This window comes from Pontibacillus sp. HN14, assembly GCF_021129245.1.
Classification (GTDB): Bacteria; Bacillota; Bacilli; order Bacillales; family BH030062; genus Pontibacillus.
The window spans coordinates 157,913-180,883 of record NZ_JAJOLR010000006.1; the positions used below are offsets into that span (position 1 = coordinate 157,913).

The following is a 22,971-nucleotide window of genomic DNA, read 5'->3' on the forward strand; positions in this document are numbered from 1 at the left end:
TCACGTGAGGTAGGGGGATATTTTGTCGACTATTATTAGGTTCGGGAAAGATTTGTTTCATCGCTTCTCAGAGCATGAGGTAGCTGGGCTTGCGGCTCAATTGGCTTATTTCTTTCTGTTATCTATCTTTCCGTTTATGATTTTCTTAATTGCGTTGATGGCTTATTTACCCATTTCCATTGAAGATATCGTCTTGGCGATGTCTCGGTATATTCCGAGTGAAGCAATGGACTTATTGACTTCGAATCTCGAAACGAAAAATTCGGGGTTGTTATCCGTTGGTTTAATTGCAACATTATGGTCTGCTTCGAATGGTACCAATGCTGTAATGCGGGCCTTTAACAGAGCTTATGAGGTAGATGAGGATCGTTCTTTTATTAAGAGTCGGATGATCGCTATCGTACTAACGATTGCGATGTTTATTGTTATTCTTGTCGCACTAATGCTTCCGGTATTCGGGAAAGCGATAGGGGTCTATATTTTTTCATGGTTTGGAGTATCTGAGGACTTCTTAGCGATTTGGAACGCCCTTAGGTGGGTGATATCCTCTACGTTATTTCTACTTGTACTTATGTCTTTATATATCTTGGCACCGAACCACCATGTGAATATCAGACAATCGTTTCTCGGCGCTGTATTTGCGACAGTGACCTGGCAGGCCGCGTCACTCGGGTTTTCCTTTTATGTGAATTCAGGGGTGAGCAATTATTCAGCTACCTATGGAAGCTTAGGGGCAGTTATTATTCTTATGATTTGGTTTTACCTTTCGGGGGTTGTCATTATCCTTGGTGGAGAAATCAATGCGATGCTTCGAGAGCGGCAATGGTTTAAACGGTAACTCCTTCCTTCGTACATAAAGTACCTCTTAAACGCGCATTCTAAGGAGGACTTCACGAGAGGGAGGTTGATGACGAATGGCTAATAACAAACGTAACCAAAAAGCACGCAGCGATAAAAACCAGAACAAGCAAACGTCTGATGACTCAAAGCACAAAACAAGCAGTTCTGCGAACAAAAAGAATAACTTCCATTAAAAATAGAGGGTGAGCCTGAAAAATAGGCTTCTCTCCTATAAGAAAAGCCCTGCTACAAAACGTAGCAGGGCTTTTTCGTATTAAGATCGTAATAACCTTAGTCCGTTTAATATAACGAGAATGGTGCTTCCTTCATGACCTACCACACCAAGAGGGAGGTTGAGAAACTGTAGGAAATTCGAAATAATTAAAAGCATAATAACCAGGATCGAGAAAATCACATTTTGTTTAACGATTCGGTTCATTTTTGTGGAAAGGTTTAGAGCGTTTGAGATTTTAGGTAAATCGTTTTTCATAAGAACAACATCGGCTGTTTCAAGCGCGACGTCTGTTCCTTCTCCCATCGCAATCCCAACGTTAGCTGTGGCAAGGGCAGGTGCGTCATTAATCCCATCTCCAACCATCGCCACTTGATCAAATGATTGACGAAGGAGTTTAACTTGTTCGACTTTGTCTTCAGGGAGACACTCAGCTACATAATTATCAATACCACATTCGGCAGCGATCGCTTTGGCCGTTGTCTCGTGGTCCCCAGTCAGCATCACTGTATAGATCCCGTTTTGGCGTAATGTTTGAATAGCGCGTTTTGTATCTTGTCGGATGGTATCTTTAAGGGCGACAAGACCTGCAATGCCGTCTTCATCGGCGATAAAGGTTAACGTTTTTCCTTCTTTAGCGAGAGTCTCTGCTATGCCATCTTGGAAGCGAAATGCTTCTTCTTCTCCCACGAAAGCAGCTTTCCCGATCTTCCATTCTTTTCCGAATACTTTAGCTGTTACACCACTACCTGATACATCGGTCATATCGAACACTTCGAGATGCTCTTTTGCCCCATTTGTTTCTCCGTATTTCACAATGGCTTGAGCAAGAGGGTGATTCGATTCTCGTTCGATCGACGTTAAGACAGGAAGAAGGTCTTCCGTTTCTGAGCGGAAATACGTGTCTGTTACGACTGGCTTTCCGTTCGTTAAAGTGCCCGTTTTGTCGAAAGCAATGGCCTGTAGGTGAGATAAGTTCTCCAGGTGGACACCGCCTTTAAACAGGATTCCGTGTCGCGCTCCGTTTGAAATGGCAGATAGTGTTGCTGGCATGATCGATGCGACAAGCGCACAAGGTGACGCAACAACAAGGAGAATCATCGCTCTATAAATCGTGTCTTGCCAGCTCCACCCAAAAGCATAATGGGGGATAAACATCATAAGAGCTACTGCCACTAACACAACCTTCACGTAGGTTCCTTCAAAACGCTCAATGAAAAGCTGAGAAGGGGATTTTTCACTTTGAGCAGACTGAACAAGTTGGATGATTTTCTGGAAAAGCGTTTCATTAGATGGTTTTGTAATCTGAACGGTAATACTTCCGTTTATGTTCACTGTTCCAGCAAAAACTTCTGCACCAATTTCTTTAGACACAGGCACGGATTCACCTGTAATGGCTGCTTCGTCTAGTGAGGTGTTTCCTTTTATAATTTCTCCATCAGAAGGGACGCGCTCTCCTGCTTTAACAAGGATATGGTCTCCAACTGCAAGTTCTGATACGTGAACCAGCTCTTGTTTCCCGCTTCGGACGCGAAGGGCCTCTTCTGGCTGAAGGTCCATTAAAGAGGAAATCTCTCGCTGGCTTTTGTTCATCGTATACGTCTCAAGTGCCCCGCTCATGGCGAAGATAAAGATTAAAACAGCCCCTTCAGTCCAATAGCCGATGGAAGCTGACCCAATTGCTGCAAAGATCATCAGCATTTCAACATTCAAGTCCCGGTCCTCGATTGTTTCTTCTATGCCTTCTTTTGCTTTAGCGAAACCGCCAATAATAAAGGCGATCACATACAAACTAACGGTAACAGGTTGGCTAAATGTGCTTTCAGAAAGCCACGCAGTCAGAATAATGATTCCGCTTAGAATCGCTGCAATTAACTCACCATGTTCTTTTAACGTATTCATAAAAGTTGGTAAGCCCACTGAGGTATGGGTGGTGGAGGAGGCGCTCATTGGTTTAGATTCGGCTGACATTTTCTCAACTCTCCTTTTTTAATTGAGAATGAAAACTCTTTTCATTTATCTCATATGGATTTTTTATGTTTATGAAAGGCTTAATTAATAGTGATAATGATTCTTATTTAGAATTATTATAATGTAGTATGTAATTTAATAGTAGCACGTTTTTGATCGAAGTCAAGGTTTATATTTGAAATAGGCTTGGGCCTATAAATGAGTGGTGAATTTGCCTTGAATTCAGTAGGGGTGGTTGCTATATTTAGTGGGATGACATCATGAGGAGTGACAACAAATTGAAACGCTTATTGTACGGAGCTTTGTTATGCTTCGCCTTTTTCTTATCGGGTTGTGCTGAAAACCCGAGTGAACCCACGAAATGGGAACAGGTAAAGGAAGAAGGGAAGCTTGTGGTTGGGACTTCCGGAACACTGGTGGGGGTTTCCTATACCCCGGAAGATTCTGATGAACTGACAGGTTATGATGTGGAAGTGATGGAGGCCCTGGGTGAACAATTGGGTATTGAGATCGTCTTTAAAGAAATGGGAGTCGATGATATGTTCGCAGCAATTAAAAGCGGTAAGGTAGATGCTGCCATCAATGACTTCCAAATTAATGAGGATCGAAAAGAGAACTATTTATTTACCAATCCTTATAAATATTCTTATACAACGATGATTGTACGCGAAGAGAACCTTAGCGGAATTGAGACTGTAGAAGACCTCGATGAGAAAAAAGCCGGCGGGGAAGCTACGACGACATTTAGTGAGATTGCCAGGTATTATGGAGCAAGAGTGGTTACATATGATAATGTTTCAAACGAAATTTATTTGAAGGATGTTCACAGAGGAATCCTCGATGTTATTATCAATGACTACTATTTATCCAAGCTCGGACTTCAGGCATACCCTCAGTATGATCTGGTCTTACACCCTGATATTAAACTGAATCCAACCGAACATGGAATTCTACTGAAAAAAGAGGACTATTCTTTACAAGAAAACCTGAATGAAGCCTTGATTGAGTTGAGAAGAAAGGGAACACTGACTCGGCTTTCCGAAAAATTCTTTGGGGAAGATGCGTCCGTTAAACCTACTGAACCCATCCAGCCAAGCCCTGTTGCCTGGCAATAAAAAAGAGCCATCCCGATGTAATCGGGATGGCTCTTTCGTGCTGTACCAGAACGAAGCGTGCCAGACACCATTTAGTGCTTTAGTGTGCTGCTGTGTGTCTGACACCGTTTAACCCTTTACTGTGTTGAAGGGACTCTCGAGTGTTGCTTGGAGAGTGGTTTTTCTTTTTTGAGCGAGATTGGAATCAGAATCAGGATGAGCATTGTTGTGATAATGTGGAAGAAAGATGCTTCTGGGAACAGGTCTATAAAGATCCCACCTGTGTAAGGTCCGATAATGCTCCCAATACTAAAGGCAATCCCGCACATAATGTTCCCAGCAGGCAATAAGCTCCTCGGTAAGATATCAGTCATGTAGGAGATCCCTAAAGAGAAGATAGATCCTACAAAGATACCTGAAAGTGTAAATAAAACAAATAGCCAGCCCACCGAATCTTCAAAGATGGATGCCAGGAAGAAACAAACGACTCCCGCAAGAATAACGCCGACAAGCACGTTCTTTCGGCCGACTTTATCACTAAGCACGCCAAGTGGCAGTTGAGAAAGGATGCTCCCCACGGCAAACATTGGAATAATGAGGGATAAGATGTCTACGTCATGTCCGATCCGCATGCCATACACAGGGAAGTTTCCATGCAAAGTCGCTTCTAGGAAACCGTAACCAAACGGGGGCAAAAAGGCTACCCACGCCAGTTTCCCGGCCTTAAAGAACCGTGAGAAGGAGCTAGAAGAAGAGGTATAGCCCCCATCATCTTCTGGAAACTGATTTCGAACAAATAGCATAAGGGACCAGACGAGTACGCTAAGTCCTGCTGATAGTAAGAACGGTAAAGCGATATGAATGTCGACAAGTCGTGTCATAAGCGGCCCGATTGCGAATCCTACCCCGAAGAACAACCCGTATAATGCAATATTCCGGCCCCGTCTTTCTTCAGGAGAGGTTGTGGTGATCCAGGTTTGCGTACCGAAGTGGAGCATATGGTCTCCTATTCCGATCGTTACACGCAAGATAAACCAAAACCAAAGAGATTCCCAAAAAGGGAAGAAGGCCATCGATACAAAAACGAGCCCACCTCCGATTAAGATCATCGGCTTAAATCCGATTCGCTGTAGCGGTTTCTCCATGAAAGGTGATGCTAGTAAAACACCGATATATAAACCAGTGGCGTGAAGGCCGTTAATGGAAGAAGATACGCCGTTTTGTTCTAAAATGACGGCGATTAACGGTAAAAGCATCCCCTGGGTAAAGCCTGATATAGAAACCAAAAGAATGAGTACTGTAAAACGAAAACGTGTTGAATGCATGATGTCATCCTCCAAAAAGTGTTCATCTGTTTATGCTACTAACGGTTATTGGAAATAGCAAGAAAAAACCAATCATTCTCTTGTTTCACATAAATGGCTGTAGCACAGTTATGAAGGGTAAATGTAAGCAAAATACGTTATCAATCCCTTAAGATCGGTTACACTATAAGTATCAACGAATTTAACTGTATGGATAAGGAGTGAAGCTTAATGACACAACTACAATTTCATTTGAAAAACGAAGGTATTCGTACCTCAACAGAATTCGGTCAATTAGATATTTCACCAGATGAAGAAAAAGGGTTTCGCCCATTCCAGTTAATGGTGTCTTCCATTGCGAGCTGCAGTCTTTCTGTATATCGTAAGATTCTGGATAAGCAGCGAGTTGGATATGAGGATATTCAGGTAACGGCTGATGTGACACGTAACGAAGCAGAAGCGAATCGTATTGAGAAGATTCACTTGCACTTCGTCGTGAAAGGCTCTCACCTAGATGAAGCAAAGCTTTCAAAGAATCTGGAGCTATCCAGCAAGAATTGTTCAATGGTTCAGTCCGTAAAAGGTAGCATTGAGATTGAGGAAACGGTTGAAGCGATTGAATTAAATTAAGTTGAATTTTTAAAGAGCTTTACTGCCAAAGAGCAGTGGAGCTCTTTTTTTATATCTGTTGGAAGAAATGCTCCCGTTTTTCCTACATTGAGGACTTCTTTTGTTCAATGAAAAATAGCGCAATAGATGCATACAAACCCTGATCGACGATCAAACTAAGCAAAAATCGAAAGGAAAGTGACCGATGAAAATAGATATGAAACAATTCCTTGCTCTTATTGTCGCTATTGTTTTACTTGTTCCGGGGTTTGCAAATGCTGCTGAGAAGAAGGCGCCAGAAGGAAACCAAGAGGAAAGAGGGAAAATCCCAAGTCATGTGTTAAATATCTCTAAAGAGAATACCTACCCAAATTCAACACAAGACCAAATGACGTTAGAGCCAAGTGAGCTAACAAGAGAACTGATTGAAGGGTCAGAAGTAAAAATTGAAAACCCTCAATTGATTAAGATGTTAAATGAAACGAACCTACGCCCCTCTCCTGTTGCGATTGGGTATCGTGGGATGATTTATATGGGACATTGGCCCCTTCAATATGAGTCGCAAGAAACAAGCATCAACTGGCAGTATCAAAAGATTAACCAAAATCAATTAAACAATCTAGGTGGAAAAGAAACGCAAAAGCTTAATTACAATCAAGAAGCTGAAAAGCACATTAAAGGTGGGTTAACAGCTAAGATTGATAAGACTGAAGATATCAAGAAGATGATGCTTCTTGAAGCACAAGATAACACTGACTTACCCCTTTCTTTCCATACCGTATTTGGTAAAGGAACAAAGAAAGACAATTCATACGGCATCCCGCCTAAGAAGATCGGGACACTAAGTGCATTTGCACCAGCCGTAAATGAAAAAGGTAAAGTTACGTTCGGTGAAGTTTACATTGAGCTTAAAGGTTCAAAGAAATACCTGGTCGTTAAAAACGTAACCAAACAAGGAATCGGAGCCTGGATCCCAATCCAAGACCACATCTCCTTCAACTTTAGCATCCAATAACTTTAGCATGATAAAGCGTGCCAGACACCAAGCGTTGCTTCACAGTGATAAAGGGTGTCTGACACGCGGTAGTTCTTTGCAGCATTAAAGAATGCCTGCCCCATGTTTTGGGCAGGCATTTTATTGGTTTTGTTCAGTGGATGGTGGTGAGGGGATGTCGATGTGTTGGAGTGACATTTGAATACCAGCATCAAATAGGCGCTCTGCAATCATCCTTCTGGCCTCTTTCGCTGCGGTCCAGTAGACAAGGTCTTCTGTTAATCCGACAATGGTATACTCGTACCCTCTGTGGTCTTTATTTAGAGAAGTCATTCCGTACACTTGGAAAGGTTGAATTGGTTTATCGGTTAAATCTTTCTTGAGGTATTGTCCAAGTTCCTCATTAAGCTGTTCGCACGTTTCTTCTAAGAGGGAGAAGACGCGCTTAGGGTCTTCTGTGAAGCTGACTGTAATGGCTTCAATGACACGCATATGGTCTATATTATAGTTTTGAATAGAAGATACTTGTCCATTACTGATTGTCAGTAGTTTCCCGCTCCACTGCCTGATTTTTAAGAAACGTAGTCCAATGTCTTCAACCGTTCCAATAAATTTGTCGTTAATCGAGACAAAATCACCTTTGTGTAACTGCTTCTCATAGATGAAGAAGATACCAGAAAGTATATCCCGTATAAGACTCTGGGCACCGAAACCGAGAATAATACCAATCACACCAGCCCCTGCCAGCATACTGCCAACAGGTACGCCGTATACCGAGAGAACATAAATAATAATTCCAATGGTAGCTGTATAGGAAACGATAGAATTGATCATCGATTCAAGCGTCTTTTCTTTTCGTTCTTCTATGAAAGATGTCCGGTCAAAGAAGGATCTAATTGACCGTCTTATGAATCGAACGCCGATGAAAACGAGCAGAACGGCTACAATTACTTGAACAATTTTATAATCAAATATTTGAATGAATGTGTCATACCAGCCTTGTGCATTGCTTACCCAATCGTTCATAACCAAACCTCCGTCATGCCTTATAATGGCTCTATTATAGCATGGACTGAAGAGAGGCTCTATAAACGCTCGGCGCCATTAGACAAAATACGACTTTTCTAATAGGATAGAGCTACATGAATTCAACCGAAAAAGGAGCGCACCCATGAGTAACGAAGCTAGAATTGACGAACTGAAATTACGTCTGAATACATTCATGACAAAGATTGACGAGTTAGACCCTGAGCATACATCTGTTGAAGATGTGGATCGTTTAATTAAAATGCTAGAAGAATTAGAAGATCGTATGTAGGGAAGAGGCACCTTTTAAGGTGTCTTTTTTTATAGTCATATAAGGAATTACGTGCGTGGGTATAATCGACCATGTGAGTAAAGGGAGAAGTTTTAGGGTACTGATGTAGGAGGGTTTGTAGATTTTCTTGATTTTTCTATAAATTCTTGATTTTTAAACATTTAGAATGGTAAAAATTCCATTTTTATATTAAGATGATAACTAAGATAGTTAAAGAGAATCATTGACAATGTAGAAATGTGAAAAAGGACACCGTATAAATGAACCTCATAAAGCAACTAGAATTCCGGCATCTTGTTTGAAGACTATCAGATGTGAATTCAATCTTCTATATAAGGGGATTAAGCATATGCGAAATGAAGAAACCGGTCCAGTCTGTTCTTCTGAGCAATTAGAATCGGTCCGGCAGCTAGTGGGTCCTGATGAACCCGCGCTGTTTACCGTGTTGCAGCAGTTAACTAAGGAATACGATGAGATCACGACTATACAGTTAACGAAAGAATTTTGTTTTCATTGCCAAACTGACGAAAATAAGCGAGTCGGTTTGGAGTATTTGTATATGAATGGATTGCTAGACGAAGTACAAGAACTAGTTAAAATAAATGAAGAATCAGCAAATCAAATTAATCGGGAGTGGGCTTATCTCTATCAATTCTTCTTGGATAGAAAATTGAGGAATGCTGAGATTGATGACTTTGAGGCATTCTTCTCTAGATTTCAGACTTCAGACCCAGAGTTAGAATGCTTGATAATTTTCACTAAGATTTACGTGCACTGTGACAAGTTCGATTTTAAAGTTATAGATAATTATAGAGGGATTTTAACTAAACAGTTATTGAAAATAAATAATACTTTGTTAAGAATATACTTTCAGTTAAGGGAAAATGAAATGTTGTTCGTTCACCATTTTAAACGAAATGACATAGAGGCAGCTAGAAACTATGGGCGAAATTTAATAGAAAACTCTTTAATAAATTATGCAAAAAAATGTTATGTTACTGCTAATTTAGCGGAAACTTATGTATTTGATGATTTTGAAAAAGCGAAAGTATACATCAAAGAGGCTAAAGACATAGCCATTAAGTACGATTTATCCTACTTTCTAGGGGTAATTAATAATAGAATTGTGCCTTTTATGCATGCGGTAAACAATGATTGTGACGGTATAGAAACTAATGATATACCTGAAGCGGCGCATTTAGAAGCGGTAAAAGGTAACGCTGAAGAGGCGGTTCGTTTATTGAATTCTCTAGAGGAACTAACTCCTTATCAAGAGTATTATTTAGGTTTAGCTACAGGGGATGAAAAAGTATTATATAACTCTTATCAAAGGCTGCTGAAGGAAAAGAAAGATTTTTTCTTCTCGAAGCTGCCGTTAAGGGAATTGCAAAAAAGGGGGTGGAATAGCATTGAAGAAGAGAACGCTAATGCTCATTAGTGCGGTTGCAATAGCAATTACACTTCAAGTAGGACATGCGGATTACAAACAAAATAATAGTGTAGAGACTGCACCCCAAATTATTCAATTTAGTGATCCAGATATAAAAGGTATGGGTTAATTATTATTCAGCTAAGGAAGCATCCCAATGCTTCCTTTTTTTTATTCAAAAACTATCAGATATTCCCACCTCCCTTTTTTTAATCAAGAGGGTTGATTTTTTTGCGTTAGTCCTTTACCATATTAAATTGTTAACGAACTAATACGATGACGTAAAATATATAAATTCTTGAGGTTTTAGGAGGTTCATAAATCATGCTTGCTTGGTCAGTGGTTGTTTCGGTTCTAGTTATGACTGTATTAAGTCTGCTCAGAGTGAACGTCATTATTGCTATACTTGCTGCCGGACTTACAGCAGGTCTAATGACAGGAGCTAGCTTAACTGAAACATTGGATTTAATTATTAAAGGTATGGGAGGACAAGCGGAAGTCGCCTTGAGCTATATTTTGTTAGGAGCTTTTGCCGTCACAATTGCCTACTCAGGTATTACAGGAATTCTTGTTCAGAACTTATTAAAGGTGATGAAAGGGAAGCGATCCATTCTGCTACTTGTTATTGCAGGTGTCGCATCTTTATCTCAAAACCTTGTGCCGATCCACATTGCTTTTATTCCAATTCTCATTCCGCCTTTATTAAAGCTCTTTAACGAAATGAAAATCGACCGACGTGGTGTAGCAACAGCATTAACGTTTGGTTTAAAAGCACCATATTTAATGATTCCTGCTGGATTCGGTCTGATTTTCCACAAAACCATTCAGGACTCCATGAAGGAAAATGGGGCAGCCGTCTCTGTTCCAGAAATTGCTCAAGCTATGCTTGTTCCTGGATTAGGGATGATTGTTGGTTTACTCATTGCGGTATTCATAACGTACCGTAAGCCGCGTGACCCGAAGGAAGTTATTCATGTTGATTCTGAAACAGCGGAGGTCGCAGCTACTGAAGAAAAGGCTGAACCATTTGGCTTCAACCACGCTTTAACTATCCTGGCGATTCTCTTTGCTTTAGGCATCCAGTGGTATACAGGAAGCATGGTGTTAGGAGCGCTTGTTGGCCTTGTTTCAATGTTTGTCTTCCGTGTTGTTCCTTTCAAACGAGGCGATCAAGTTGTCTCTGAAGGAATCGGAATGATGGGGACGATCGCGTTTGTGATGTTAATTGCGTCTGGATTCGCGAATGTCATTCAGAAGACAGGAGCTGTGAATGCCCTTGTTGAGCAAACATCTGGGCAACTAGGGGATAACAAAATGGTTATCGCCTTCCTTCTTCTCGTTGTAGGACTTGTTATTACAATGGGAATTGGTTCTTCCTTTGGTACTATTCCGATCTTAGCCGCTCTTTATGTACCGATTTGTATGGCAGTTGGGTTCTCTCCACTTGCTACAGCCGCGCTAATTGGTACAGCCGGAGCGCTCGGGGATGCAGGTTCTCCTGCTTCTGACAGTACACTTGGCCCGACATCAGGCTTAAATGCCGATGGGCGTCACAACCACATTTGGGACACATGCGTACCAACATTCATACACTACAACATTCCATTGTTTGTGTTCGGTTGGGTCGCAGCGATTATCTTATAAATCAATACATGTTCCATTAGCCTGCCCCGCTACACCGGGGCAGGCTTTTTTATGCTTTAAAGAAGTACAGGGTGTCAGACACCCTGAAGATCTTTACAGCGCTAAAGGGTGTCTGACACGCTTTAGTTCTGTGATGTATATTTCGTGGGTGGTGATGGAGACTAATGTAAAAAGGTGGTGTGTGCTTGTGAGGATTTGTTTACTCATTAGTATGGTAGTGATGAGTTTGTTGTATGCTCCGGATGTGAGTGCTCACGGTAGTTATGGGTGGGGATTCAGTAGAGGCGGTGAGGGAGAGGCGCCTGATGTTGGGAAATATGGTCCTTTGCTTGAGAAGTACGGTGGGTATTACATGGATAAGACCGATGAGAAAGTGGTGTATTTAACGTTTGATAATGGATACGAGCAAGGATACACGGATGAGATTTTAGATGTGCTGAAGGACAAAGAAGTACCGGCCACGTTTTTTGTGACAGGGCATTACGTAAACAGTGCTTCGGACCTTGTGAAGCGAATGGTGAAGGAAGGCCATATAGTCGGCAACCATTCCTGGAGTCATCCTGATTTCTCCAAAACGTCTCCCGAGAAGATTAAGAAGGAATTAAAACGGGTCGAAGATGCTGTGGCTAAGATAACAGATCAAGACTCGATGCAATACCTACGTCCGCCTAGAGGGACGTTTAGTGAGAATAGTCTTGCTGCTACTCAAGAATTAGGCTATATTACGATGTTCTGGTCACTTGCCTTCGTTGATTGGCATACAGATGGACAAAAAGGGTGGGAGTACGCATACCGAAGTGTGATGCAACAAGTCCACCCAGGGGCCATTATCTTATTGCACACCGTTTCAGAAGATAACGCGCTGGCTCTTGAACATATGATCGATGAGCTTCATAAGAGAGGCTATACATTTAAAAGCTTGGATGATCTCGTGTTAAAACAGATGTTACCTGATCCGTTGCAGACGCTATCAGGACTATAAAAAATAGCGAGCCTTTACTAAAGGCTCGCTATTTCTTTAAGGTAATACAAGAATAGCTCGTTTCTACTTCCATAAAATTAGTCTCGTGTACACGTTGATCATTTTGAAAAAACGTTTTTTCACGTTCGGAGGAAGATGGGAGGGGCTGAACTTGCCACTGATCTTTGATCTGCCATTTTGTTTCTTGCCATTCTTTGCTCCATACCTCTGGGAAATGGGGGAGAATTTTGGTTTGACGCTCGGCCGAATGCATGGCTTCCTGTGCGATGAAAAGGAGACCCTTGTCATTTAGGACACGACTGACTTCGCTTAATACTTTAGGGCGGTCAAATAAGTGCCATACCCCAAATGCCACCACGATATCGAAACTGTCCTTTTCAAATGGGAGGTGCTCTGCATCTCCTTTGCGATAAATAATCTTTTCATTTTGGCTTTTGGCCACTTTAAGTTTCTCCTCAGAACGATCAAGCCCTGTAACATGCACTTGATGTTGGGAGAGAGCGTTTGTGAACGAGCCGCTTCCGCATCCTAGAACTAAGACGTTCTTGTTAACGAAACAGGTGCCATTTCTTTCACACGTTTGAATAAAATGATGATATCCTTTGGGGGAATCTGGATAAGAATGAACCGCCCCCATTTGCTCGGAGCTCATGAAATCAACTCCTATTCATTTGCGTGGTTCGTGGAACTCATGGATAGCCAGTGCTCATCAGGATCTTGGAAGTAAAAAGCTTTCCCGCGATCGGCTTCTTCAATATTGGTTACCGAGAGGCTCACATCGTGGAAGAAGTGATGGCAGGCATGAATATCCGTTGTATAAAAATCTATGACAGGATTGTGCTCAATATTCTCGTTTGAGTTAGAAAAATATAAAGGTGAAACCTGATCTGTTTCCGTTAATTTAATGGTTGCTGTTCCCTTTTCGCCGAAAGAAAGGTAACAAACATGGTCTTTCTTCTCTACTGTGTGTAGCCCGAGTATTTCAGTATAAAACTCTTGTGACTTGTCCAAGTCTGAAACTGGGATTTCAATGGTTGCAATTTTAACGATTAATTTGTCATCCATTATGTTCACCTCTTCGCATTGTTTACGTTCTGTTGCTTTTTCTTTTCCTTTTTTAAGGGAAGGGTAAACAAGAAAACCTTATTGATTTACAATAGGAAGGTTTTTAGGTAGCGTAATAAGAAATCAGATCGTCGAAGAAGGGAGAGGGTTCAGGTGTGGGAGGAAACCGTTCGGTTATCAACCCCTTATGATTTTGACTATACGCTGATTCGCTTTAGTCTTGATCCATTAAGTCATTTAAGCAAAGAAGAAAGATGGGTTCTTATTCCTGTACAACTAGGGGATGAACAACACGTTGTGCATGTGGAAGCTAGAGGAACAAGAGAAGAGCCTGAGTTTGTCATTAGGGGCGACTCCGAGGATAGAAAAAAAGAGTTGCTTCACCGGATCCATGATTTATTTCAGTGGGATATTGACCTTGGGGTGATTCAAGAGCACTTTATGCATACGAATCTTGCTCAATTATTTACTGATCACCCTCATACGCCGATTGTCAAAGACTATCATCCTTATGACTGCCTGATGAAAACGATTATTCATCAGCAACTCAATATGAAGTTTGCCTATACATTGAGTACTCGGTTTGTGAAGACTTATGGGAATGAAATTGATGGAGTATGGTTCTATCCAACCCCTGAACGTGTAGCAGATATTCCGTATGAAGAACTTAGGGAGCTACAGTTCAGTCAACGAAAAGCGGAATATGTAATCGATACCTCGAGGAAGATTGTTAATGGAGAGCTAGACCTAAATGAGCTCACTGGGCTTGGGAATGAAGAGGTCATGAAGAAGCTCACGAAGATCCGCGGGATTGGCCCCTGGACAGTTGAGAATTGGCTATTATTTGGTGCAGGACGAGCAGACTTTTTACCAAAAGCTGATATCGGGATTCAAAATGCACTGAAGCGATACTTTGAGTTAGAGTCAAAGCCAAAGCATGACCAAATAGATGCCATGAGTCCAGAGTGGACCCCATACAAAAGTTATGCCTCACTTACTCTATGGAGAAGTATAGAAGGATAGAGAAAAGCCTGACCACAAGCGTGGTTGGGCTTTTTTATGCTACCGGAAAAGCGTCATGTTTCTTCAACCTGTGCATACATTTTTCTATATGCCTTTTAGACTGTTAAGCGTCTGTTAGAAGATGAATGTAAGGAGAGGGAATATGAACGTATTACACATTGCTTCAGAATGCATGCCTTTTTGTAAAACAAATGAAGTAGCTGACCTTCTTGGGTCCTTACCGAAGGCCCTTCAAGAGAAGGGTGTTGAAGTAAGTGTCATACTCCCTTTATATAAAGCAATTCCATCTCATTTCCGTACCGTGATGGATACCAGGGCAACATGCCGTGTCAGGCTAGGATGGAGAGAGAAGGGTTTTCATTTGAAGGAAGCCGTGTTTGATGGAATCCGTTATTATTTTGTCGAACAAGAAGAGTATTTTGGTGAGGAAGAAATTTACGGAGACCCTCAGTCTTTTCATGAAGCTGAGCGTTTTGCATTCTTTAGTCAGGCTGTTCTTGAAGTATTACCAGAACTTAAGCATAAGCCTGACCTCCTCCATTGTCATGATTGGCGAACAGGCTTTATTCCGTATTTGTTGAGTGAAGCCTATTCCCATGATCCTTATTATGACTCGTTAAAAACCGTCTTTACCATTCATCAAATGAATGAACAAGGTGTCTATCCTTCTGGAACATTCCATGATCTGATGGGGTGTGAAGAAGCGCGGTGTGAATTCTATGGAGGAGTGAACGTCACGAAAGGAGCTTTAGTTTACAGTGATCATCTAACCACTTTGAGTGAAACGTTTGCTTCTGAGATAGGGGACCCTTACTTTGGGTGTGGGTTAGACGGCGTGATCAGAGAACAACAAGCTAAGCTGACTGGAATTCAGATTGGAATGGATGGTTCGGTTTATGACCCTTATACTGACCCGTCTCTTGTATGTCATCCTCCTCTGAAAGAATGGAAATCAGTTAATAAAAGAGTCCTTCAGGAACAGCTTCATCTGCCCGTCAGAGAAGTACCGGTCTTTTTGTTGGATACTCCATTAGTGGGGGATAAAGGAATGGACCTTATCGTACATGTCTTCGATGAGATGATGGAAGAAGACGTACAAGTTCTTGTAATTGGAAAAGGAGATCCAATATTCGAGGAGAAACTAAAGGCTTTTGAAGAGACGTATAGAGGGAAAATGTTTGTTCATTTAGGTTCAGATGAAGAGTTGTTGAGGCAAATGTATGCGGCTTCTGACATTTCTCTGTTGCCCTCTAAGTATGAACCAGGGACTAGTAAAACTCTCATGGCTTTTCGGTATGAAGTAGTGCCCCTTGTTCGGGAAACGGGTGGTTTGCGAGATACGGTCGTGTCTTTCAATGAATTCACAGGGGAAGGAACCGGATTTTCTTTCACATGCTACAACGCTCACGACATGCTTCACACATTCAGAAGGGCGCTTCACTTCTATGATGACCCATTACTATGGTGGCGCATTACTCAAAATATCAAAGCTTGCGATTGCGGATGGCATCAACCATCTGCCGCATACGTAAACTTGTATCAAAAGCTTCTATTATATACTGACCAGGAGGTGCGGTTATAATGTTTCGAAACGTGGATGCTTTTAAAGACGCTTATCTTGAGAGGCTTGTGAACATGCATGGAAAAGGAGTGGAGGAGACGACACTCGCTGATCAATATATGACGCTTGGGTCAATGGTTCGGGAACACGTGAGCCGAAGTTGGATTACGACGAACAACCAATACCGGGATAAGGGTGAGAAGCAAGTCTATTACCTGTCTATGGAATTCCTGCTCGGTAAATTATTAAAAAGCAATTTAATGAACCTTGGCATCCGTGAGTTGTGTGAACAAGGGTTAGAAGAATTGGGGATCGATTTAGACCGAATTGAAGAGCAAGAACCAGATGCAGGACTCGGAAATGGTGGATTGGGGCGTCTTGCTGCAGACTTCCTCGATTCGATGGCTTCCCTTCGTCTTCCAGGGCACGGGTGCGGAATTCGATACAAATATGGCTTGTTTGAACAAAAGATTGTCGATGGTTATCAAGTAGAAATTCCGGATTATTGGCTCAGAGAAGGAAATGTGTGGGAGCTTCGGAAATCTGATAAAGCAGTAGAAGTTCGCTTCGGAGGGCGTGTTACTTCTTATGAAAAAGACGGGGGTCTGACCTTTGTTCATGAGGATTACGAACCGGTTCTGGCTGTCCCTTACGATATGCCTGTAGTAGGCTATCAAAACCAAACGGTAAACTCTCTTCGCTTATGGAGCGCAGAATCGGCGATTAAAGATTTCGATTTCAACCAAATGAATGACCACAACTATCATCGTCTTATAGAATACAAGAAAGCCACAGAAGCCATATCCGAATTCTTATACCCTGATGATTCTACAGAGGAGGGCAAACGACTTCGGTTAAAACAACAATACTTCCTCGTATCAGCCAATCTTCAAAGTATTCTGTGCCGATTCAAAAGAATGCACAATGACTTATCGGAGCTTCCTAACAAAGTCGCGATTCATACAAATGATACTCATCCGGTCCTGGCGATCCCAGAGTTAATGCGCCTTTTAATGGATCAGGAAGGACTAGGTTGGGATGAAGCGTGGTCCATTACAAAGAAAACAATCTCTTATACGAATCACACGCTTATGGCAGAAGCGCTTGAGAGATGGTCTGTTGATTTGATGCAAACGCTTCTCCCGAGGATCTATATGATCATCGATGAGATCAATGAGCGTTTCTGCAAAACGCTTTGGGAAACATATCCCGGGGAGTGGGAGAAGATTCACCATATGGCTATTATCGCGGATGGGTATGTGAATATGGCGAATTTAGCTGTGGTTGGAAGCTATAGTGTGAACGGTGTATCGAAGCTTCATAGTAATATCTTAAAGAAAGAGTTGATGAAATCATTCTATGAGTGGGCTCCTCATAAGTTTAATAATAAGACAAACGGCATTACTCATAGACGATGGCTTATGTATGCGAATTCGGATCTGTCTAAAGTCATTACAGAAGCGATCGGTTCAACTTGGTTAAAAAATCCGAGTGACCTTATGAATCTGCAGCCTCTTACAAATGATCCGGCCCTCCAAGAGGCAAGTGCTTATGTAAAGCGCCATAACAAAGAAAGGCTGTCGAATCATATTGCTGATCATTACGGTATTGCTGTGGACCCTGACTCGATCTTTGATGTACAAATCAAGCGGATGCATGCGTACAAACGTCAGTTATTAAATGTGTTTCATATTATGGACCTTTATCATCGCCTTAAAGAAAATCCGAAGGCAAGAATTACGCCGCGAACGTTTATCTTTGGAGGGAAAGCGGCTCCTAGTTATCACTTAGCCAAAAGTGTTGTGAAGCTGATTCATACCATTGCGGATGTCATTAACAATGATCCTTCTATTGACGATCAAATTAAAGTTGTCTTTATTCGAAACTACGGTGTATCTGATTCTGAGCGGATCATTCCTGCCTCTGATATTAGTGAACAAATTTCAACAGCCAGTAAGGAAGCTTCAGGGACGGGGAACATGAAGTTCATGATGAATGGGGCTGTAACAATCGGGACCCATGATGGAGCTAATATAGAAATGGCTGAAGCGGTAGGGGAGGAGAATATCTTTTTATTCGGTCTCAAACCGCACGAGGTGCTGTCTTATTATGAAAAAGGTGGCTACCATGCAAGGGAGATGTACAATCAAGATCCTAGGTTAAAGCGGATACTAGATCAACTGATGAATGGAACGTTTGTAAAAGAGGATGTCGACTTTAAGTCGATTTACTATAGTCTGATTGACCATGATGAATTTTTCGTGCTGAAAGATTTTTCTGCTTATATTGATACGCAGCAGCGTATTGCAAAAGCTTATGCGGATCAACAAGAATGGCGTCGTATGAGTTTGCATAATATTGCTCATTCCGGGAAGTTTTCGAGTGATCGAACGATTCATGAGTATGCGAGCGGTATCTGGCAGCTTGAGCCAGTCTTTATTTAACTGTCCTCCTATATAGTGGACTCGGATCTAGCGAGAATGTTTCCTTTAACTTTAGTTGAGTATAAGGTGGGCCTGGAAACCACTCGCTTTCCTGTGGGGAGCTGGTGAGCCTCCTCAGCCGGCAAAGCCGGCCTCCGGGGTCTCACCTAGGCTCTTCTGCCCACGGGAGTCTCGCAGTTTCCAGGCCCACCTTTGCCGTAATAGGAAGAAAGGAAACAAGCCATATTAGAATGTTGAATGTTAAACGTCTACGGCTCTATTCTTAAAAAATTTTTTCAACATCGAAGGTTCAACAAAAAAGGGATGACGCTTAGCGTCATCCTTTTTGCTCTTTACTGAACGGTAAAGGTCATTTGTATAGGTTCTTTGATGTCTACCCCTTTGGCGGATTGAATATCTTTGATGTAAAGGTGGTACGTGCCAGGGTCTAGGTCTTTTGTGGGGTTGATGGTAACGGCTTTTAGGTCATCGGTTAGTGAGACGGTGGAGCTTATGCCGACTCCGTTTTCACTTACGATATATAGGTTTCTTGGTGTGACGGTGTCACGTTCAATTTTCGTGTTAAATGAAACGGTCCAGGTTTTCTGTGGAGAGACGGCTTTGCTTGGTTGTAGGGATTCTTTCTTCAAGAAAACCGTTTGAAAGCTGTCGTCATCTCTCAGGTTTGCTGATGCGATGTATCCATTAATGCCGTTTCCTTTCACTTCGTAGGTTATGAAATGATTATCTCGTTTCTGGTCGTTTGTGAAGTGAGGGCCGCTTACAATGGTAAGTTGTGTATAGTAAGGAACTTCTTCAACAACGGGTGCTCCATCTTCAAGAGAAGTTCTTAGGTTGCCGTAAGCAGGGCTGAAATTTTCATTAAAGTTAGAAGCATTCATTAGGACCACGTTGTCCCCTTTAGAGAACATCTGGCTAGAGTAGGTGTTGGCTTGATCCCATTGGTAGTGCATGGTTGGGAATTTGAGTTCACCTTCTTCGTTGTAATTAAAGTCGAGTTCTGGAAGAGGAGAGATATTAATTAAGCTGCTCTTTTCGATGCGGTCATAAATCCCTTCCTGATAGGTTAGCCCAACTTGTTCAGATGGGTCATTTCTTTTTGAAGCACCGTTATAAGCCATGATTGGGAAATACCAGTGCTCCAGGATTTTGGGATTGCTTTCATTAATAGATGGGAGTCCTCTTTTGTCGTTTGCTTCCATCCAGTTCCATTTGTCTTTTAAGATTTCAGCGCCTATTTTTATGTTGTAAGCTGTATCGGTTTTAAGTCGATTCTCATCAACTTCACCGTCGTAATTGGTGACTTGCATGATCCCGATTCCTTTGTCGTTTGTTTCAATCGGGGTACCGTCTTCGTTAAACTGCATCATGCGGGTTTCTTCATAAGCAATAGCCTTTAAGATCTCTGGTGGAATTCCATAATCCAGTGCTGTTAAGGTTAAGATTTCTTTCTTTTCAGCCATCGTGAGTTCCTTAGATGTCGAAGGCTGAGCGGTAGCAGGGGAATAGGACATGACCATCAGCATCATAACCATAACCATCGATAGGGCGATCTTCCATGTTCTCAAGTGATAATACCTCCAAAATTTCTAGTATTTTCTTCTATTATAAGTCTAGCATACTTGTAAAATGAATCGTTCATTTGGACTAGTATAAAAGAAAGGAAGTGAGATATAATGGAAGAGAGGCTACATTTAGGAGGGGAAGAAACTATGGAAAGAGCGAAACGCTTCGTCGTTGTACAAACCCCTGATTGCTTTTTTATATTGTCGAGCTATGATTATCAAGGACTCCAGAAGGTTTGGGGATATGTTGATGTTGTAGCAGCCTTTCCTACAAGGAAGCAGGCCCGGAGGTATATAGAGAAGCGAATGCAGCAAGGAAATATTCAATTGGATACACAAGGCTATGCTGTCTATCGCGATGAGTCAGGCCAATTAAAGTACATCGATCTTGAAGCTGTTCAAGGTTTGAGACAACGCTTTGGATGGTTCCCAATAGAAGGTAAATTTTCAACAGAAAAGGAAGCGCTTTCTTATATTATCCACACCCAATCTACGAATCCACCCTCATTGCCACACACTTCCTAGATTACAAACCCTCCCCATTTGATATAATAGAGGAACTAGAACGTTTGGGGAGGAGACTAATTGTGAGTGCTTTTACAGATGAAGTTGTAATTGAACGCCCGTGTGAAGAGGTTTTTTCTTTTACGACGGACCCTGACCATTTTAAAGATATGATGCCAAATGTCGTGGAGGCCCAAAAGGTTACAGAAGGCGAGTTTGGCATTGGGACTAAAATAAGTGAAACAAGGGAAATCAGAGGTAGAAAAGTCACCTCGACTATTGAAGTAATTGATTTCGTACCCAATGAGCGCTACTCTGTGCGAAGTGCCCTTGAAGGGTTAGAAACGATTTACCATTATGCCTTTCATAGCCAGGGAGATTCAGAAACGAAGGTTACATTCGAGTGTGAACTTAAAGCTTCTACGTTAAAGATGAAAATGATCAAGCCGATGTTTAAGAAGACTCTTCAAAAAGAAGATGGGGATCATCTCCAACTTATTAAACGCGCGCTAGAAGATAAATAAAGCAGGATGTTCAAAGAAGGCTTAGAGCAAAGTGGCTCTAAGCCTTTTTTATGTGTGTATTAAGTTCTTTATAATTGTTAGAAAATTAGTTTAAGTAAACGCTTTCTAACGCCTTTGTATCAGCGGATGGAGCTGTCTGTAGATTTTTTGTAAAAAGTTATATTTATCTGTTTACACCGTCTTATTTGCGTCTTATAATTTCAGATTGTACTACAATTTTGGTCGACAATACGAAAACAATTTGAAGTAAAGGAAGATGCGTATGTTCAAAAAAGTCCTTTCTTTTTTAATTATCAATCTGGGTGTATTTTGTTTAGCGGTAAATGTTCACTTTTTCCTATCTCCTAACAACCTGGCAACAGGCGGGGTAAGTGGTCTTTCAATCGTTCTTCACAATATTTATCCAGATATTTCTCTTGGACTTGTTATGTTAATTTTAAACGTTTTTTGTTTCATATTAGGGTTCATCTTTATCGGATTTAACTTCGGGGCGAAAACGATCTATACAAGCTTTGCAGTATCTTTTATGGTTTGGGCTTTAGAGGAACTAGCGCCTTTAAGTCAGCCGTTATCTGATGATATTCTAATTCAACTTATTATTGGTCAAATGATTGCAGCCGCTGGTATTGCAATGGTCTTTCACCAGGGAGCGTCTACTGGTGGTACGGATATTGTTGCTATGATTATTAATAAATTCTTCTCCTTAGAACTTGGGAAAGCTGTATTACTATCTGATATTGCGATTGCCACGTCATCTGTATTCCTATTTGGACCACAAATTGGGCTTTATGCTTTCTTTGGTGTCATTCTGAATGGAATTGTGATCGACTACGCACTACAGCAATTCGATAATAATAAAGAGATTGTCATCATTAGTCGTGAGAGTGAACGCGTTCAAGAATTTATAGTAAATGAACTTGGAAAAGGGGCCACGATTCATACAGCGAAAGGTGCCTTTACACAAGACTCAAAAGAAGTAATTACAACAATTCTGAAGCGTAAGGATTATACGCGTCTCAAAAAATATATTGCAGAAATTGATCATACAGCGTTTATTACGGTTCATTCCATGAATGAAATTATTGGAGAGAACTTCAAACGCTTAGCGTAAGAGAGAAATGGACACGGAATAAACTTGTCACAAAAGAACTTGTTTATAAAGGATGTATCAGTCACCATGAGTGAGAAAAAATCAATGATCGATCACGTTCATCAATCGCTGAAAGAAGCCATTCTTTACAGAAGGATTGCTCCTGGAACGCAGCTCGTTGAAAAGACGATTGCTGAGCAACTGAGTGTCTCGAGAACGCCGATTCGCCATGCCATGATTCGCTTGGAGCAAGAAGGTCTTGTCACCATTGTGCCAAACCGCGGGGCTTTTGTCGTTCAACCTAACGTTGAGGAAATTAAACAAGCCTTTGTTATGAGGAAAGAATTAGAGAGCACAGCAGCGCGCTTAGCAATCGATTTCGTAACGGATGAAGATCTTAAAGCCATGAAGGATTTAATCTCTGAAGAGAAAGAAACGTATGAGCGTGTAGACATTTTACACTATATTAACGTCAATAAATCTTTTCATATGTATTTGGCGCAAAAAACCAGGAACAGCTTTTTGCAAGAATATATGGAACGAATTCTTGACCAAATGAACGTGTATCTAGTTTTGTTTGACGGATTCTATGATCGGGATTCTTCTATAGAGGGGAATACTCGTATTATTGAACACGAGCATATTATAGAAGCGCTCGACAACCGGGACCTTGACCGTCTGTTGTATTTAATTGATCGCCATATGGAATTTAGCTTGGAATCTATGAACTTACAGAAGACAACTTATCGTTCCTTAGAGAACGTTCTTAAAGACTGAT

The 22,971-nt window shown here is 41.4% G+C and carries 21 protein-coding genes; 15 read left to right on the forward strand and 6 right to left on the reverse strand.

The window, feature by feature from the left end; translation table 11 throughout:
• Positions 1-22: 22 nt before the first annotated feature.
• Positions 23-838 carry a YihY/virulence factor BrkB family protein gene (locus LQ226_RS17140; protein ID WP_231419274.1) on the forward strand — a complete coding sequence of 272 codons (816 nt, stop codon included), beginning with the start codon at positions 23-25 and terminating at the stop codon, positions 836-838.
• A 276-nt stretch (positions 839-1,114) separates the two neighbouring features.
• Here LQ226_RS17140 and LQ226_RS17145 read toward each other — a convergent pair whose 3' ends face one another.
• Positions 1,115-3,043 (reverse strand): heavy metal translocating P-type ATPase, encoded by a 1,929-nt coding sequence (locus LQ226_RS17145; RefSeq protein ID WP_231419275.1) that lies wholly within the window; start codon positions 3,041-3,043, stop codon positions 1,115-1,117.
• Positions 3,044-3,321: 278 nt separating this feature from the next.
• Here LQ226_RS17145 and LQ226_RS17150 point away from each other — a divergent pair, with 278 nt between their 5' ends.
• Positions 3,322-4,158 carry a transporter substrate-binding domain-containing protein gene (locus LQ226_RS17150; protein WP_231419276.1) on the forward strand — a complete coding sequence of 279 codons (837 nt, stop codon included), beginning with the start codon at positions 3,322-3,324 and terminating at the stop codon, positions 4,156-4,158.
• 116 nt (positions 4,159-4,274) lie between these two features.
• Here the strand turns inward: LQ226_RS17150 and LQ226_RS17155 are convergent, their stop codons facing one another.
• The gene (locus tag LQ226_RS17155; RefSeq protein WP_231419277.1) at positions 4,275-5,462 is read right to left on the reverse strand and encodes an MFS transporter; all 1,188 of its coding nucleotides are present in this window, start codon (positions 5,460-5,462) and stop codon (positions 4,275-4,277) included.
• A gap of 210 nt (positions 5,463-5,672) precedes the next feature.
• On the opposite strand from LQ226_RS17155, the gene LQ226_RS17160 reads away from it, so the two are divergent.
• Together LQ226_RS17160 and LQ226_RS17165 are read left to right on the forward strand one after the other, a co-directional pair.
• Entirely contained in the window at positions 5,673-6,071 is a 399-nt protein-coding gene (locus LQ226_RS17160; protein ID WP_231419278.1) for an OsmC family protein, read from the forward strand.
• A gap of 184 nt (positions 6,072-6,255) precedes the next feature.
• The gene (locus LQ226_RS17165; RefSeq protein ID WP_231419279.1) at positions 6,256-7,065 is read left to right on the forward strand and encodes a YfkD famly protein; all 810 of its coding nucleotides are present in this window, start codon (positions 6,256-6,258) and stop codon (positions 7,063-7,065) included.
• A gap of 120 nt (positions 7,066-7,185) precedes the next feature.
• Here the strand turns inward: LQ226_RS17165 and LQ226_RS17170 are convergent, their stop codons facing one another.
• Entirely contained in the window at positions 7,186-8,070 is an 885-nt protein-coding gene (locus tag LQ226_RS17170; protein WP_231419280.1) for a mechanosensitive ion channel family protein, read from the reverse strand.
• Between the two features lie 145 nt (positions 8,071-8,215).
• Between LQ226_RS17170 and LQ226_RS17175 the strand changes: the two genes are divergently transcribed.
• The 4 genes from LQ226_RS17175 to pdaA all read left to right on the forward strand — a co-directional run bounded on the left by LQ226_RS17175 (position 8,216) and on the right by pdaA (position 12,417).
• A complete protein-coding gene (locus tag LQ226_RS17175) occupies positions 8,216-8,362 on the forward strand; it encodes an SE1561 family protein (protein WP_231419281.1) in 147 nt (48 codons plus the stop codon).
• A 349-nt stretch (positions 8,363-8,711) separates the two neighbouring features.
• Positions 8,712-9,800: an AimR family lysis-lysogeny pheromone receptor gene (locus tag LQ226_RS17180; RefSeq protein ID WP_231419282.1), complete on the forward strand. Its 1,089-nt coding sequence runs from the start codon at positions 8,712-8,714 to the stop codon at positions 9,798-9,800.
• 315 nt (positions 9,801-10,115) lie between these two features.
• On the forward strand, positions 10,116-11,435 hold the full coding sequence (locus LQ226_RS17185; protein ID WP_231419283.1) for a Na+/H+ antiporter family protein: 1,320 nt from the start codon (positions 10,116-10,118) through the stop codon (positions 11,433-11,435).
• Between the two features lie 211 nt (positions 11,436-11,646).
• A complete protein-coding gene (pdaA, locus tag LQ226_RS17190; RefSeq protein WP_231419374.1) occupies positions 11,647-12,417 on the forward strand; it encodes a delta-lactam-biosynthetic de-N-acetylase in 771 nt (256 codons plus the stop codon).
• 28 nt (positions 12,418-12,445) lie between these two features.
• On the opposite strand, the gene LQ226_RS17195 is transcribed toward pdaA, so the two are convergent.
• On the reverse strand, positions 12,446-13,069 hold the full coding sequence (locus tag LQ226_RS17195; protein WP_231419284.1) for a class I SAM-dependent methyltransferase: 624 nt from the start codon (positions 13,067-13,069) through the stop codon (positions 12,446-12,448).
• Positions 13,070-13,080: 11 nt separating this feature from the next.
• Positions 13,081-13,482, reverse strand: a complete 402-nt coding sequence (locus LQ226_RS17200) for a VOC family protein (protein WP_231419285.1) — start codon at positions 13,480-13,482, stop codon at positions 13,081-13,083.
• Positions 13,483-13,635: 153 nt separating this feature from the next.
• Between LQ226_RS17200 and LQ226_RS17205 the strand changes: the two genes are divergently transcribed.
• The 3 genes from LQ226_RS17205 to LQ226_RS17215 all read left to right on the forward strand — a co-directional run bounded on the left by LQ226_RS17205 (position 13,636) and on the right by LQ226_RS17215 (position 18,510).
• Positions 13,636-14,505, forward strand: coding sequence for a DNA-3-methyladenine glycosylase family protein (locus LQ226_RS17205; protein ID WP_231419286.1), 870 nt, complete (start codon positions 13,636-13,638; stop codon positions 14,503-14,505).
• 142 nt (positions 14,506-14,647) lie between these two features.
• Entirely contained in the window at positions 14,648-16,087 is a 1,440-nt protein-coding gene (locus tag LQ226_RS17210; protein WP_231419287.1) for a glycogen synthase, read from the forward strand.
• A complete protein-coding gene (locus LQ226_RS17215; protein WP_231419288.1) occupies positions 16,087-18,510 on the forward strand; it encodes a glycogen/starch/alpha-glucan phosphorylase in 2,424 nt (807 codons plus the stop codon). Before LQ226_RS17210 ends, LQ226_RS17215 begins: the two co-directional genes overlap by 1 nt.
• A 332-nt stretch (positions 18,511-18,842) precedes the next feature.
• On the opposite strand, the gene LQ226_RS17220 is transcribed toward LQ226_RS17215, so the two are convergent.
• Positions 18,843-20,078, reverse strand: a complete 1,236-nt coding sequence (locus LQ226_RS17220; RefSeq protein WP_231419289.1) for an Ig-like domain-containing protein — start codon at positions 20,076-20,078, stop codon at positions 18,843-18,845.
• Positions 20,079-20,222: 144 nt separating this feature from the next.
• On the opposite strand from LQ226_RS17220, the gene LQ226_RS17225 reads away from it, so the two are divergent.
• The 4 genes from LQ226_RS17225 (at position 20,223) to LQ226_RS17240 (ending at position 22,970) form a co-directional block, all read left to right on the forward strand.
• On the forward strand, positions 20,223-20,600 hold the full coding sequence (locus LQ226_RS17225) for a hypothetical protein (protein WP_231419290.1): 378 nt from the start codon (positions 20,223-20,225) through the stop codon (positions 20,598-20,600).
• Positions 20,601-20,662: 62 nt separating this feature from the next.
• Complete coding sequence (locus LQ226_RS17230) at positions 20,663-21,103, forward strand: SRPBCC family protein (protein WP_231419291.1); 441 nt, start codon at positions 20,663-20,665, stop codon at positions 21,101-21,103.
• Between the two features lie 262 nt (positions 21,104-21,365).
• Positions 21,366-22,214: a YitT family protein gene (locus LQ226_RS17235; RefSeq protein WP_231419292.1), complete on the forward strand. Its 849-nt coding sequence runs from the start codon at positions 21,366-21,368 to the stop codon at positions 22,212-22,214.
• 66 nt (positions 22,215-22,280) lie between these two features.
• On the forward strand, positions 22,281-22,970 hold the full coding sequence (locus LQ226_RS17240; RefSeq protein WP_231419293.1) for a GntR family transcriptional regulator: 690 nt from the start codon (positions 22,281-22,283) through the stop codon (positions 22,968-22,970).
• Position 22,971 lies beyond the last annotated feature (1 nt).

What these genes read in the sequence shown, in the direction of transcription:
- LQ226_RS17145 (WP_231419275.1), bottom strand. Translation starts at nt 3,043, where the DNA reads ATGTCAGCCGAATCTAAACCAATGAGCGCCTCCTCCACCACCCATACC.
- LQ226_RS17155 (WP_231419277.1), bottom strand. Translation starts at nt 5,462, where the DNA reads ATGCATTCAACACGTTTTCGTTTTACAGTACTCATTCTTTTGGTTTCT.
- LQ226_RS17160 (WP_231419278.1), top strand. Translation starts at nt 5,673, where the DNA reads ATGACACAACTACAATTTCATTTGAAAAACGAAGGTATTCGTACCTCA.
- LQ226_RS17165 (WP_231419279.1), top strand. Translation starts at nt 6,256, where the DNA reads ATGAAAATAGATATGAAACAATTCCTTGCTCTTATTGTCGCTATTGTT.
- LQ226_RS17170 (WP_231419280.1), bottom strand. Translation starts at nt 8,070, where the DNA reads ATGAACGATTGGGTAAGCAATGCACAAGGCTGGTATGACACATTCATT.
- LQ226_RS17175 (WP_231419281.1), top strand. Translation starts at nt 8,216, where the DNA reads ATGAGTAACGAAGCTAGAATTGACGAACTGAAATTACGTCTGAATACA.
- LQ226_RS17180 (WP_231419282.1), top strand. Translation starts at nt 8,712, where the DNA reads ATGCGAAATGAAGAAACCGGTCCAGTCTGTTCTTCTGAGCAATTAGAA.
- LQ226_RS17185 (WP_231419283.1), top strand. Translation starts at nt 10,116, where the DNA reads ATGCTTGCTTGGTCAGTGGTTGTTTCGGTTCTAGTTATGACTGTATTA.
- pdaA (WP_231419374.1), top strand. Translation starts at nt 11,647, where the DNA reads ATGGTAGTGATGAGTTTGTTGTATGCTCCGGATGTGAGTGCTCACGGT.
- LQ226_RS17195 (WP_231419284.1), bottom strand. Translation starts at nt 13,069, where the DNA reads ATGAGCTCCGAGCAAATGGGGGCGGTTCATTCTTATCCAGATTCCCCC.
- LQ226_RS17200 (WP_231419285.1), bottom strand. Translation starts at nt 13,482, where the DNA reads ATGGATGACAAATTAATCGTTAAAATTGCAACCATTGAAATCCCAGTT.
- LQ226_RS17210 (WP_231419287.1), top strand. Translation starts at nt 14,648, where the DNA reads ATGAACGTATTACACATTGCTTCAGAATGCATGCCTTTTTGTAAAACA.
- LQ226_RS17215 (WP_231419288.1), top strand. Translation starts at nt 16,087, where the DNA reads ATGTTTCGAAACGTGGATGCTTTTAAAGACGCTTATCTTGAGAGGCTT.
- LQ226_RS17225 (WP_231419290.1), top strand. Translation starts at nt 20,223, where the DNA reads ATGGAAAGAGCGAAACGCTTCGTCGTTGTACAAACCCCTGATTGCTTT.
- LQ226_RS17235 (WP_231419292.1), top strand. Translation starts at nt 21,366, where the DNA reads ATGTTCAAAAAAGTCCTTTCTTTTTTAATTATCAATCTGGGTGTATTT.
- LQ226_RS17240 (WP_231419293.1), top strand. Translation starts at nt 22,281, where the DNA reads ATGAGTGAGAAAAAATCAATGATCGATCACGTTCATCAATCGCTGAAA.